Origin of the sequence: Mucilaginibacter sp. KACC 22063, from assembly GCF_028736115.1 — a bacterium.
Lineage (GTDB): Bacteria > Bacteroidota > Bacteroidia > Sphingobacteriales > Sphingobacteriaceae > Mucilaginibacter.
This window is the reverse complement of record NZ_CP117877.1, coordinates 3,772,784-3,786,476: the sequence shown is the minus strand read 5'-3', so window position 1 is coordinate 3,786,476 and position 13,693 is coordinate 3,772,784. Positions and strand designations below refer to the sequence as shown.

The 13,693-nt window shown below is 41.5% G+C and carries 12 protein-coding genes; 2 read left to right on the top strand and 10 right to left on the bottom strand.

Annotation, left to right across the window (positions count from 1 at the left end):
* Positions 1-16: 16 nt before the first annotated feature.
* Positions 17-3,118 (bottom strand): tetratricopeptide repeat protein, encoded by a 3,102-nt coding sequence (locus PQ461_RS16360; RefSeq protein ID WP_274206602.1) that lies wholly within the window; start codon positions 3,116-3,118, stop codon positions 17-19.
* A gap of 195 nt (positions 3,119-3,313) precedes the next feature.
* Between PQ461_RS16360 and PQ461_RS16355 the strand changes: the two genes are divergently transcribed.
* Positions 3,314-4,456 (top strand): hypothetical protein, encoded by a 1,143-nt coding sequence (locus PQ461_RS16355; protein WP_274206601.1) that lies wholly within the window; start codon positions 3,314-3,316, stop codon positions 4,454-4,456.
* On the opposite strand, the gene PQ461_RS16350 is transcribed toward PQ461_RS16355, so the two are convergent.
* Complete coding sequence (locus PQ461_RS16350; RefSeq protein ID WP_274206600.1) at positions 4,442-4,813, bottom strand: response regulator; 372 nt, start codon at positions 4,811-4,813, stop codon at positions 4,442-4,444. The genes PQ461_RS16355 and PQ461_RS16350 overlap by 15 nt on opposite strands.
* Before the next feature lie 206 nt (positions 4,814-5,019).
* Here PQ461_RS16350 and PQ461_RS16345 point away from each other — a divergent pair, with 206 nt between their 5' ends.
* The gene (locus tag PQ461_RS16345; protein WP_274206599.1) at positions 5,020-6,270 is read left to right on the top strand and encodes a glycoside hydrolase family 5 protein; all 1,251 of its coding nucleotides are present in this window, start codon (positions 5,020-5,022) and stop codon (positions 6,268-6,270) included.
* 70 nt (positions 6,271-6,340) lie between these two features.
* Here PQ461_RS16345 and PQ461_RS16340 read toward each other — a convergent pair whose 3' ends face one another.
* The 8 genes from PQ461_RS16340 to PQ461_RS16305 all read right to left on the bottom strand — a co-directional run bounded on the left by PQ461_RS16340 (position 6,341) and on the right by PQ461_RS16305 (position 13,679).
* Entirely contained in the window at positions 6,341-6,700 is a 360-nt protein-coding gene (locus PQ461_RS16340) for a response regulator (protein ID WP_274206598.1), read from the bottom strand.
* A gap of 596 nt (positions 6,701-7,296) precedes the next feature.
* Positions 7,297-8,520 carry a BamA/TamA family outer membrane protein gene (locus tag PQ461_RS16335; protein ID WP_274206597.1) on the bottom strand — a complete coding sequence of 408 codons (1,224 nt, stop codon included), beginning with the start codon at positions 8,518-8,520 and terminating at the stop codon, positions 7,297-7,299.
* Positions 8,521-8,616: 96 nt separating this feature from the next.
* Positions 8,617-9,192 carry an NUDIX domain-containing protein gene (locus PQ461_RS16330; protein WP_274206596.1) on the bottom strand — a complete coding sequence of 192 codons (576 nt, stop codon included), beginning with the start codon at positions 9,190-9,192 and terminating at the stop codon, positions 8,617-8,619.
* A gap of 60 nt (positions 9,193-9,252) precedes the next feature.
* Positions 9,253-9,585 (bottom strand): YMGG-like glycine zipper-containing protein, encoded by a 333-nt coding sequence (locus PQ461_RS16325; protein WP_274206595.1) that lies wholly within the window; start codon positions 9,583-9,585, stop codon positions 9,253-9,255.
* A gap of 72 nt (positions 9,586-9,657) precedes the next feature.
* Positions 9,658-10,623, bottom strand: a complete 966-nt coding sequence (gene gnd, locus PQ461_RS16320) for a phosphogluconate dehydrogenase (NAD(+)-dependent, decarboxylating) (protein WP_274206594.1) — start codon at positions 10,621-10,623, stop codon at positions 9,658-9,660.
* A 213-nt stretch (positions 10,624-10,836) separates the two neighbouring features.
* Positions 10,837-11,634: a TIGR00266 family protein gene (locus PQ461_RS16315; RefSeq protein ID WP_443192775.1), complete on the bottom strand. Its 798-nt coding sequence runs from the start codon at positions 11,632-11,634 to the stop codon at positions 10,837-10,839.
* Between the two features lie 63 nt (positions 11,635-11,697).
* On the bottom strand, positions 11,698-13,179 hold the full coding sequence (locus PQ461_RS16310) for a T9SS type B sorting domain-containing protein (RefSeq protein WP_274206593.1): 1,482 nt from the start codon (positions 13,177-13,179) through the stop codon (positions 11,698-11,700).
* 8 nt (positions 13,180-13,187) lie between these two features.
* On the bottom strand, positions 13,188-13,679 hold the full coding sequence (locus PQ461_RS16305; RefSeq protein WP_274206592.1) for a hypothetical protein: 492 nt from the start codon (positions 13,677-13,679) through the stop codon (positions 13,188-13,190).
* Between the last annotated feature and the right edge of the window lie 14 nt (positions 13,680-13,693).

Sequence of the window (13,693 nt, the reverse complement as noted above, 5' to 3'; positions counted from 1 at the left end):
TAGTAGTTTCGGTGTTTTAGTTTTTACCTGGTTTTTTGTTCTGGGTTGCCGGTTGTGTGTCTGTGCTGTCAGTAGCGGCAGGTTTTGCATCAGATGGCGACAGTTTTTGCAGTCTTTCTTTAGCTGCCGGCAACACATCGTCATCGCCTTTGTAATTTTCTATCACACTTTGCAGCGTAGCCTTAGCCTGGAAGTTGTCTTTCATTGCTACATAATTATCGGCCAGCAAAATGAATGATTTAGCTACCCAGTAATCATAGTTCGGCATTTTGTTCACCAGGTCGAAACAGGTTTTCTGCGAAGCTTTGTAATTGCCTTTGTTATACTCAACCAACGCAATGTTGTATTTAGCTTCGGCAGCTGCAATGGTCTTGGTGTTGGCTACGGTATAGTTAAGCTCTTTTAAAGCAGCAGTGGTATCTGCATTTTCAAGATAAGCTTTACCTGCATACAAGCCCGTGCGGAATTTATCTTCGTCGGATGTTTTGTCGTTCTCGCGAACCAGTTTTACATATTTCAACACATCATCTGCCATTTCCATTTGCGAATAACAAAGCAACAGGTTGTTGATGGCAAAGGTGTAATCGGCTTTATATTCTGAGTTTGTTTCCAGACGTTTCAAGAACACAACGGCCTCGTTATACTTTTTCTGTTTCAGATAGTAATTAGCCATGCTGATCAGAGACTTCTCGGTGTAGGCGCTGGTCCAGTCGTTCAGGATAGAATTGTAATCAACCACGGCTTCGTCGCCACGGTTAAGGTTAACCAATGCCTGCGCACGGATGAAACGCATCTGTTTCTCATAAATCGGTTTCTGGTTAAACTTATCAAAGTAAGCATTCACCGCAGATACCGTACCCTGCCAGTCGCCTTTTAAGTAAAGGTTGTTAGCCGCGGTAGACATGATGCCTTCCTGCTCTGCAGCAGAATAATTACCGATAGGTGTTGTAGTGGCATAATTAATAAAGGTTTGTGCGTCGCCTTTATCGGTATAGATCTTTTCAGTTTGTTTAAGGGCCTGTTTTGCCTCCTCGGTTTGCGGATACTGCGCAATAACCTGTTTAAATGAGTTAACAGCATCATCGTCGCGATCGGCATTATAGTCGATCAAACCAATGGTCGTAAGCGCACGCGGGATGTAACTGCTATGCGGATACTTCTGAATCATGGCCTGTAAGCGTGTTTTCGCTTCGTCGCCCTGATTTTTCAGGAAGTAAGTATAAGCGATCTCAAAAGAAGCATCGTCCGCATAATCAGAGTTAGGGAACTTGCTGATTACATCATTCAGGGTAGCGATCTTTGCATCAAGGTTACCTTGTAACCCTTGTATCACACCACGCTGAAACAAGGCATAATCTTCGCCCTGGCTATGTTGTGCAATAATACGGTCGTAATAGTTAAGTGCCTGTCCGTAGCTTTTTATCGCCAGGTAGCTATCGCCCAGGCGGGCAATGGCATCATTAATGGTATTACGGTCTTTTTCGTCGCCTTGTAAAAATCTTTCAAAGTAATTAGCCGCTTTTTTATATTCCTCGTCGCCGAAGGCAGCATATGCTAATGCATAGTTAGCGTAGTTGTAAACGCTGGTTTGGCGGGCAGCAGGCATCGCTAAAAATGCCTCAAACTTTTCTACCGATTCGCCATACTTACGTACCTCGAACATGGCCTCGCCTTCCCAATAGGTAGTTAACGCGGTAATATTATCATCCATCGGGTATTTTAACGAACGGATGAAGATACCGATGGCGTTTTCAAAAGCACGCTCATTTATATATTCAAGTCCGCGGTAGTAAGTTACTTTTTGATAAGCAACCTTTGCCGGCTCAGATGATGATGCAATAGGCTCTAAAATTTCAACGGCTTCGCGGTAATTATGCGAGTTTAAAAGCTCTTCACCTAATAAGATTTTTGCTTCTTCGGTGCGGCGGCTTCTCGGATAGTTTTTCAGATAAGTGCGGGTAGCTTCAAGCGCCTGCGTGTTGAAATCCAACTCGTAAGATAACTTAGCATACTGGTAAAGGGCATCTTCCTGTAATTGCTTATCGAAGTTCAGTTTTGAAGCTACGAAGTAAGCATTGCGCGCACCTTGTTTGTTATTGAGTTTCAGGAATACATCGCCCAGAATGTAATTACCGTTCTGGCTGTAAACGTCGCCACCATCAACAAGCTTTTCTAATTGAATGGCTGCGTTAGCATAATCCTTTATCTTATAATAAGCATACCCCATTTGATAACTGTCCTGGGTATTCTGTGTTTTGCCCTGGTCGCGATCTTTGAAACGGGTATAGTATTTTACAGCGTTAGGGTAATCTGCTTTAGCAAAATAAGAGGCAGCTATAATACGCAACATCTCGGTTTCGTGCTGTTGATGCGTTGTATTTAAGATCGGGATAGCATAGTTTAAAACATCATCATAACGTTTATCCAGGAAATAAACGGCAGAGATATAATAAGGATAGCTGTCTTCGTACTTTTTAGAGTTTTTAAGTTTCTCGAAGTTTACCAACGCTACATGGTAATCTTTATTCAGATAGGCAATGTATGCAAAGTAATAGGTTGCATCCTCTGTGTAAACAGAACGAGTATTGCGAACTTCACCAAATAATGGTTGCGCTTTAGCATAGTCGTTGGTGGCAAAATAGGCATAAGCCTTGCGGAATTTATATTCTGTATTCTCTTTGCCGTTCAAGTCGCCTGCCTTTACTTTATCAAACCAGCGGATGGCATCTTCGTAAAGTGCGCGTTTAAAATAAGAACGGCCAATCTGGAAATAAGCGAGTTTGGTTAGCGGGTTTTCGGGATGCTCTTTAATAAAGCGCAAAAACATGCTCTCTGCATCGTCATTGCCTAACTCAAGAGCGCAAAGCGCTTCGTAATAGTATGAGTTTTCTTTGATCAGCGATAGCTGCGACTCAAACTGTGCCTCATTGCTGGTTTTGAATCCTGCCTTTTCCACCTGCCTGAATTGTTCAGCAGCGGCTACATACTCGCCTTTATTAAGCAGGTCTTGTGCGGCGTGGTAGGTGCGATAAATTTGAAAAGAAGGATTTTGCTGTGCATGTACGCTTAGAGAAAAACATAGCGGTGCCAGTAAAGCAAAGTATCTGGGTTTAATCATAATGGATCAATAAACAATGCTATATGCAGTTGTGGTTTTGTTATTCACGGTAATGTTACACAAAGGTGGTAAAATACTTTATAACGAAGGTAAAAAAATGATGGTATAGCCAATGAGAAAAAATCTACACAATGTCATAATAACAAACATCAAAATATATGCGTATAAACTTCGTTTTTGTTTCGGAGAATGGAAATGAAGGGTTTGTTTAAATTTAATTATCAGGTAGTTATATTTCTGATTTGTGCTTTGTTACTGCCGCTTTCGGGCTTTAAAATAACTCAAAAAAAATCTGCTGAAGAATTGGTGCTGCGCGATGTGCCTATGAAAAACAAGCCATCCGGATTTTATGTGGCTGCCGTTTTTGATAACCGCGATAACAAAAGCAGCTTTGGAAAGGTAATCCCACTACAAGCTGTGCAAAGTTTGAAGGGAATAACTATACAAACCCAAGACTTGCAAATGGCGAATGGAATAGGCGCTATAATGCAATACTTAAAACGGAATATTCCATATGATAAAGATCGCAGGCCGGTAAATATTAGTTTTAAAAAACTGCTGGTTACAGAGTCCCTTTTGCCTGATGGACGAATTGATGGTAAGGTTGATTTATCTTTATCCTTTGACTTGAAAACCGGCGAAGATTTGGCTGTGCCATTAACCAAATATAGTACTACAGCACACTACACCCGTTTGGCAAATCAAACCGGAGTAAATGAGTTATTAATAAGGCAAAGCTTAGAAAGCGCGGTTAATTATTTAGATAAGTGGATCGTTGTGCAATCGGATAATCATCCGGCATTAGCTAAAAAGGTAAAGCTGGTTTTTACAGATTACAGCGAATCACCGGAAAATGATACCGTTTATTATTCTGCTAAAAGACAACTGACATGGGACGATTTCAGGGACAAGCCACATACCGGGAAATATGCTGCCGAGGTTTTACCCGGCTTGGGTTACAATGAGCAAACGTATATTAATAAAGGCGTGATCTATGTCAATATCGGCTTGAAAGTTTATTTGCCCAAAAGTGCTTGCTGGGTTGCGGCATCATCAATGAATAACTACACGCTTAATCACGAGCAACGGCATTTTGATATTGTTAAGATAATAAGCGAACAGTTTAAGCAGAAATTGCTTTCAGAAAGTTTACCTGTGTTTAATTATGATGGGTGGATCAGTGCCGAATATTTCGAAACATTACACCAAATGGATGTATTCCAAAAGAAATACGATAGTGAAACGTCTCATGGAATAAATGTATCCGAGCAGGAGAGGTGGAATATTTTTATTGATAAGCAATTAAGCGCTTATCAAAACCTATCAGGCGGCAGCTAATTGAAGCTGTTTCTGAATTTTATTCAGCAGTACGTTAATATCAAATGGCTTGCTAATGAAATCGTCCGGTGCGCAATCCTGGCGTAATACATCGCCAACATTATGGCTTGCCGAGATCATAATGATAGGAATATGATGTGTACCGTCTTCTGCTTTAATGTTCCGGCATAGATCGCGGCCGTCTGCAGTGCCCAGCATAATGTCCATAAGGATCAGGTCTGGCTTTTGCTCACTTATTTTCTCATATACCTTTCTTCCGTCTGAAAGGGTGTCTACCTGATAACCCGAGTCTTCAAGTATGAACTGTATTATTTCAAGGATGTCTTTATCGTCATCAACTGCTAAAATCCGTCTCATCGCATTTTATTTATTGTAGTGGCTATCATCTTAATATATAAGGATATTCGTCAGTTCGTTAGTAGTTAATAACATTTGTGTGTTATTTAGTATTGGTAAACAATTATTATACCAGTTGTGTATAAATATGCTGACGTAATTTTTAAAATTTGCTTTGCAATGAGCAGGTTTATACCATTTTCATTTTTTTAATATAGGATACTATTATGCGAAAAACGTTTCTATCAATGTTTCTGGCAGGGTTAATGGCTTTTACAGTACAGGCCCAAAGCCATAAAGCTGCAAAGAAAACCACTGGAAAATTTATAACAGTAAGTGGTAAACAAATTATCGGTACAGATAATAAACCGTTTATCATCAGGGGTACTAATCTGGGTAACTGGCTACTGCCCGAGGGATATATGTTTAAATTTAAGGACGTAAGTTCTCCAAAACTAATCAATGAGGCATTTACTGAAATGATTGGTCCGGATGAGGCGCGTGTATTCTGGCAAAAATACCTGGACGGTTACATTACCCAAGCTGATATACATTACATTAAAAGTATAGGCGCAAATTCAATACGTGTGCCATTTAATTATCGCCTGTTTGTGAATGAGAGTTATTTAGGTACTGCAGATGCCAGCCGCGGATTCAAAATCTTAGACCGCCTGATTGGCTGGTGCAAAGCCGAGCATCTGTATGTTATTCTGGATATGCATGCTGCACCTGGCGGCCAAACCGGTGATAATATTGATGATGGCGATGGTTACCCATTTTTGTACACAAGCGCATCTGCACGTAAGCTTATCTGCGATATTTGGCGTACAATAGCAGCACACTATGCTAATGAGCCCATTGTTTTAGGATACGATCTGCTTAATGAGCCTATTGCTCATTACTTTGACATCGCAAACCTGAACCCATATTTAGAGCCGTTATATAAAGAGATTGTTGGAGCAGTACGTTCGGTAGATAAAAACCATATTGTGATTTTGGGTGGAGCACAGTGGGATAGTAACTTTAAGGTTTTCGGTAAGCCTTTCGATAGCAAAAGTGTTTATACCTTCCATAAATATTGGACAGCTACCACGCAGGATGTGATCCAGGAGTATGTTGACTTCCGTAACAAATACAATGTGCCAATTTACTGTGGAGAAACCGGGGAGAATAAAGACGAATGGGTAAACGATTTCCGTAAGTTGCTGGAGAAGAATAACATTGGCTGGCATTACTGGCCTTACAAAAAAATGGACAGTGAAAGCTGCCTGGTAACTTTTGACAAACCAGCAGGCTATGATGCTATTATTAAATACACGGAAGAAAAGCGCGCAAGTTTTGAGCAGATACGCAAAGCTGCACCTGCAGACCGGGCTGCTGTTAAAAAAGCCTTATATCAGATGCTGGAAAATAGCCAGCTAAAAACAAGCCATGTTAATAAGGGATATACATCAGCTTTAGGCTTTAAAGCGCAATAATTATAAATACGATATAACCAAAAAAGCGGCCTGATACCAAGGCCGCTTTTTTAAATATAAGGGGTACCTTTTAATTAACTAGGTTATTCACTTTGTCTATTAGCTCGGTAAGGTCAAATGGTTTATCAATTACGGCATTGCAACCATAGTCGAAAAGATCTTCGGGCTTATTTACGTAAGCAGAAAATATAATTACAGGCAGGTTTTCAAAACCTGGCAATTGCTTAATCTGCTGGCAAATTTCACCACCATTAATATTGCCCAACCGATAATCTATAATAATAAGATCCGGATTAAAGCCGGTAACCTTTTCAATAATGCCGTGGTTTTCTGAGGTTGCTAAAACTTCAAAATTTTCGTAGGATAATGTTTCGTGAACGATGTCAAGGATATCCTTGTTGTCATCAACGATAAGAATTTTTTTAGCCATATCAGCGTTCTGCGATTTGCCGGATCAGATTATATAAAAATGGAATTGAAAAATATAGGTTTAAAAACCTTAATACGGAAGTATAAGCTAATAATCAAATCAGTTAATCAATAAAAAAACAAATATAAGTTAAATTATTTAATTACTCGTTGAGCCTGTGTCATAAGCAAGTGTTGATTTACTAAATGTCTGAGGATAAATTAGCTTACGATTGCCGCCCTTGAAAAATGATATAATAATTAATATCAATAATGTAGCGGTAAGTATTATAATATTAAGGTATATAAAAAATGAAGCCACGTTTATTAAAACGTGGCTTCTCGCTCTGCACTCACTTCACATCCCCTCATTGATGTGAATTAAATTACAAACCTCGTGCCGAATTTCTCAATGGTTAAAAATATTTCCATAAAAATGAAAATGTTACTGGGATTCTACTTTTAAGGGTGATTTGAAGTGAAGTAATGATCGAACATCGTTGTTATAGGAGGGGCACAACCAGCGAAACCTATTTATATGAATTTAATTCGTTGGCTTTTCCCGACACATAGTGTGCGTGTATAGATACACTATGTGATAAATTACGAGTAAGCAGCTTAGAATGCTTCGCCTAAGCCAACGATGAAACCAGAGTTGCCTCTGCTTAAAGCATAATCTATAGCAATATTGGTATTGGAGCCTTTGTTGAATTTTAACCGTAAGCCTGCGCCACCAGCAGGGTGGATGTATTTGAACTGGCGGCTGTTGGCCTCGCTTACAGAGGTGGCATTAGCAAATAGTACGAAACCTACCAGTCCATTGCGGGTAATATCCCTGCGGTACTCTGCTTCCAGGTAAGCAAGTGCTTCGCCGCGGTAACGGTTTTGCTGTATGCCACGGCCAGAACGGTTATAAAAATCCCAGCCTATGCTTGGCAGGTCAAGATAGGGGACACCCTTGTCAAGTGTAGTCCAGTAATATGACCATAAGGCCAGCATGTTCTGCTGATTATCATGTGTAAATGGTATATACTTACGCATATCAACATATAGTGATTGCCAGCGTGTATTGCCGCCTAATACGGGTGAATTATACCTGTAAACAATGTTTGAGTAGCAGCCCGGCAATGGGTTTAACGAGTTATTACGGGTGTCATAAAGCAGGTTTAAGCTTACCCCTGACGATAAAGTGTTTTGCGACCCGGTACCAAATGGATAGCCCGAAAACTGATGCAGGTTAGCCGCCGCATCACTATGTCCTTCAGCCTCAATTTGGATATGGTAATCCATGTTGTAGCCTAAGCCGGCATAGAAATAAGGCGTGATGCGTTTTAATAAGCTTTGGTATACCCGGATGTATTTATACTCCACCATCATTTTATGATCTTGTGCAGGATTCCCACCAAGTCCCCAGGTATATTGTGGGTACACCAAAAAACGGGTATCGCCTTGAATAAACCATTTGTTATCGCTTAGCCACACATTTGACCTGAGTGGTATGCCGAAGCGGCCGGTGAAGTTAAAGTATGGTGTAAAAGTTACTGTGGAGATATTAGTGTTCTCCCGCTCGCCCATATAAAAACCGGCAGTTGTGGTTGTAATCAACGCTCGGCCACCACCGGGCACTGCTGAGGAGGTAGGGAGAAATGAAAAATAAACACTTTTTTCTGGTTGAGCTTTTAAAGGATTAGGCGTAACGTTAAACGTATTCTTGAATAAGCCTACCAGATCCTGCTTGCCAACTGTATCTTGCGGATGATACATGCCGAATGAGTTACCGCTTTGCGCACGCAATAGGAAAGGTGTAAGCAGGAAAAGCAAAGCGTAAATAACTTTATTCATTCAAATATCCGGGCGTTAGTTACTTGATTTATCAAATAGTCAGCCAAATGTCAAAAACTGCTATTTCCCGAATATAAATAAATAGAAATTAAAAAGTTAAATTTTATATAAAAAGAAATGCTGAAGCAGTAAAATAGTTTTCATGTCATTAAACAAGCCTTCTTTTAATTTCTGGCGCGCTTCGGCAAAACTTATTTTAACTAATTCAACCTGCTCGTTCTCGTTTTCCAGTCCGCCGCCTTCACCTGTTTTCATGTCTTCGGTGTATGCTGCAATAAACAAGTGTAGTTTTTCTGGTATACCGCCAACAGAACTAAACGCTTCCCCAACCTTTTCAATAGCTGTAACAGAATAGCCCGTTTCTTCTTCCACCTCACGAATGGCTGTAGACTCCGCAGTTTCACCTTCATCTATTAATCCGGCGCAGGCTTCAATTACATAACCGTCTGCCACACCATTTAAATAACCCGGTAAACGGAACTGGCTTGTTAGAATGAATGTTTCGTTATCAATATCATAAAGCAATACAGCAACAGCATCGGGCCTGAAATAAACTTCTGTTTTTTTGCTTATTGTTGTGCCGTTATGCGTTAGATCGTACTCGTAATTTTTAAGCGTAAACTTTTTGTCAGAAAGTAAATCTGTTTTTGTGATATTAACTTTAGTTGTCATAGGTATAAAATAAAATAGCCCTTGGCAATGTACCAAAGGCTATTATTAATAGTATAATTATTAACGGTGGTAAGTAGTACTGTGTACTGTACGTGCACGGTATCCGTTGCGGTAACCGCGATGGTATGCGCTGCGATAAGCACGTCTTCTTTTCTCTTTATTCATGCGGTGCTCGTTACCAATGATATAACCACCACCAGCACCTATAGCACCACCAATTAAAGCACCTTTAACACCATGTCCAATAAGTCCGCCTGCTAAAGCACCACCGGCACCGCCAATGATGGCACCTTTAGCTTGTCCGCTCATTTTGCGGTGTTCCTGAGCGTGAGTGTTGAGGCTGAACGAGACTATGCTAAGAATTAAACTGAAACAAAAAAATAGCTTTTTCATAAGTATAATAAATGTTACACTTTTGATATGCAATTATTAAGCCAGTGTTATAACATCTATAGTCCAAATGCCTTAAACCTTCGGGTCAGGCTGCTCATAACCACCTACTTTACCGAAGTGGCGCTCATGGCGGATACCGTCATCCGTACCAAATGGGTGGCCACCAAAGCCATTACGCATCATGGCAATTGCCTTTGGCGAAATATGGTCTGCATCTCTTGAAGCAATCAACTGCATAACAGATTGTGAGATCACCGGAATAGAGACTTCCATGTTCATGGCATCGGTTACCAGCCAGTTTACCTCGCCCGTATCCTCAACATAAGATGGTACATTGAAGCCTTGTTTTTGATCGTATAGTTGTTTCATCAACTCAATAAGCCATGATCGTATCACCGAGCCGTGGTTCCAGGTATGTAATATATCGCTGATGTTTAACTGCTCGCGATAGTGAGCTAAAAGGTCCATGCCTTCGCCGATGGCTTGCAGCATGCCAAATTCGATACCGTTGTGTACCAGTTTTACAAAGTGGCCCGAGCCGGAAGCGCCGGTATAGCTATAACCATCCGGAACGGCAAGGGCACGTAACAGATCTTCTAACTGGTCTACCGCTTCTTTATCGCCGCCAACCATAAAGCATGCGCCATTACGTGCGCCGCTAACGCCGCCGCTGGTACCACAATCAACCAGGTGTATGCCATGCTCGGCTTTTAGTTTTTTTGCCCGACGGATGCTATCGCCCCAGTACGAGTTACCGCCGTCGATAATAATATCGCCTTCTTCTAAAAAGGGAACTAATTCGGCAATTACCGAATCTATGGCCGGGCCTGCCGGTATGTAAATAAATATTTTGCGTGGGCGGTCCAGCTGTGACATCAGGTCTTGCAGGCTGTGTACCAGCACCAGGTTTTCCTGCTCAATGTCGGCAGGTAAAAACTTATCGTAGCCAATTATTTTATAACCTTTTTCGGCGGCTTGCAAAGCCAGATTGCTGCCCATTTTACCTAAGCCAACAACCCCATAAATTTTGTTTTCCATCTGTTAGTATTATGTGAAGACAAGGTAGGGATTATTGTTTAAGGATATAAGCAGGATGCGTAAGGTTTAACTTATTATTTACCTAATAGTGATATTATGTAAGGGAGGAATTACCACAAGAAAACACATACTATAAATTAAAAAAAGAGCCATACTGCTGACACCTTTGATAAATATCTTCAGTATGACACCTTATATCAGAGCGCAATACGATTAATAGCCGTCACCGTCGAGCAGGTTGCCTAAACCACCCAAAATGCTGCCTTCTTCACGGCGTGGGCCGGTAGCATAGCTAAGGATGCGGCTGGCTAATCGGCTTACAGGTAATGTTTGTATCCAAACTTTACCCGGTCCGCGCAGCGTTGCAAAGAAGAAACCTTCGCCGCCGAAGATCTTATTACGGATACCGCCGATAAACTGGATGTCAAAGTCAATTCCCTGTGTATAAGCAACTAAACAGCCTGTGTCTATTTTAATAAATTCTCCGGCTTGCAGTTCGCGCTCGAAAACGTGGCCGCCGGCGTGCATAAACGCCATTCCGTCGCCTTCCAAACGTTCCATAATAAAACCTTCACCGCCAAATAAGCCAGTGCCCAGTTTACGCTGAAACTGTATGTTGATGGCAACGCCTTTGGCAGCCGCTAAAAAAGCATCCTTTTGGCAAATGACTGCACCGCCTAAAAGTGAAAGGTCAAGCGGGATGATCTTACCGGGATAGGGAGAAGCAAAGCTTACACGTTTTTTCCCATAGCCAACATTGGTAAAGGCCGTCATGAAAAGGCTTTCCCCAACCAGCAGGCGCTTACCCGCGCTGAACAATTTACCCATGATACCGCCGCCGCTTGTTTGCTGGCTGCCGTCGCCAAATATGGTTTGCATCTGTATACCGTCATCCATCACCATAAATGCACCAGATTCGGCAATTGCGCTTTCGTTAGGGTCAAGCTCAATTTCAACATACTGCATTTCTTCGCCGAAAATGCGATAATCTATCTCATCATTTCTGATCATACAAAGTCGAATTTTATATTTAAACTATTGATTTTGCCAGATGTTACAGCCCGTGTTCAAAATCTAACGGATCAGGCTTACCCATCCCGCCTGTTTAATATCGTTATCATCCAAGCCCAGGGCATTAATCACATAATAGTACGTACCTACAGGTAAATCATTGCCCTTTTGATGGCCGTCCCAAAGGTTTGATGCATCGCGCGATTCAAATACCAATCCGCCATACCTGTTAAATATCTGGATATGGTAGGTTTTTAAATTGGTGATGGATACGCCGAACTTATCATTAATGCCATCGGCATTTGGGGTAAATGTATTTGGAATAAAAATCACGTTGCCGAACTTAATAATATAATCCCCTTCGGTTACTGAAACTGCACATGTAGTAGGATTTATAGCCGTTAGCTTAACATGGAATGTGCCATTGGTAGTATAAGTATGCTGCGGATTTATGTCTGTTGATGTTGAGCCATCCCCAAAATCCCAAAGGTAGCTGCTGGCACTGGTAGACTGATTAATAAAACTGATTACTGCCGGAATAATCAACGTAATGGGAGTACTTGGGGCAGAGGTAAAAGCTGCTACAGGATTAACACCTACGGTTGGAGTATAAGTAGATGCAATACTTTGGCATTGCGTGTTAGATGTGCTTAAATAGTATGTACCTGCTACGTAAGTGTTGGTTATAGGTATATCAATGGCTGGTGTAGAGGCGGTAAAATTATCAGGTCCTGTCCATTGATAGGTAAGCCCTGTTACAACGGTTGTACTCAGGTGTATTACATCACCCGGGCAATAAACTGGTTTATCAGCTATAATATTTGGTTGGTCGGGGACTATTAAATTGGGTACATCAATAGTTGTAGTTGTAGTGTGGCTTTGGCCAAGCGTATTGTAAATGGTAAGCTTAATGGTTTTTGTGCCGCTGCTGTTAAAACTAACTATAAAGCTGCCGTCGGCACCGGCATCTACAATGGTAGAGCCAGGGCCAAAGTCCCATTTAAAAATATTGTTCTGAGTAGAATAGCTGTTAAAAGTATAGCTTTTGCTTGTGCAGGATGTAAGGTTAGCGCTGATCAATGCATCGGGCAGGTCAAAGGTCGCTGTTCCGGGCTGCCCGTTACGGTCAGCAAAGGTAAGTGTAAAGCCCTGGCTGCTCGAAAAGTTGCTGACAATAAGGCCATATATATGCCCCGGAATTTGTGGCACATATCTTACCACGCCATCATCTGCCGTGGAACAACCTGATACTTCACTAACATCAGTTGCATTAAAATCAAGGCCTGTTTTATAGTAAGCCGGATTGCATCCAATGCCATGCCCGGCTGCACAGCGTATCGCATTAAGGGCTGTTACGCCGCTGCAATCGCCGGTAGTCCCAAGGTCATATAAAACAAAGTCAATATCGTTGTCTTGCTGGTCGGGTGTAATGGTAAATACCAGTTTGCCATCATTTGCCGCCTTCCATTTATACCAGGTAGTGTTGCTTTCATCGCCGTTTAAGCAGGTGCCTGCAGTTTCTCTTGGTACTTTGCCTACACCCATAAAGGCCCCTACTGAATGTCGTTTGTGTTTTCGAGATAAAGCGCTGTGGCGCAATCCTCGCCATCAGCAGGATCTGTATAATAGTTATTAACGCATAACTTAAAACTTCCCAGGTTTTGGCCGCTTACCGCCAGGTAGTAAGTTTTTCCTGTGGTTAACTGTTCTGCGTGTAAAGTAGTGATGTTGGCGTTGTTGCTGCTTAAAGCGCCAATAAATTGGGTATTGCAGTCGGTGTAAAGTTTTATAGTAGGGGTTTGCAAAGTGCCGCCTATGCTTGCACCGCTTACAATAACAGTAAGGCTGGTGCGTGCTGCTGTAAATTTAAACCAGGTAATACCAGCCTGTACGATGTTGCTGTTGTTGTATTGCCCAATAGCAGAACAATAAGTATCAGTTAAATCAGGCAAATCAAAAGCTGTGGCACATTTATAACCGTCCTGCGCCTTTACAATCGGGGAAACAAAAATTGTGATAATGATAAGCAGTAACAGTTTTTTCACTGGCACCTTAAATT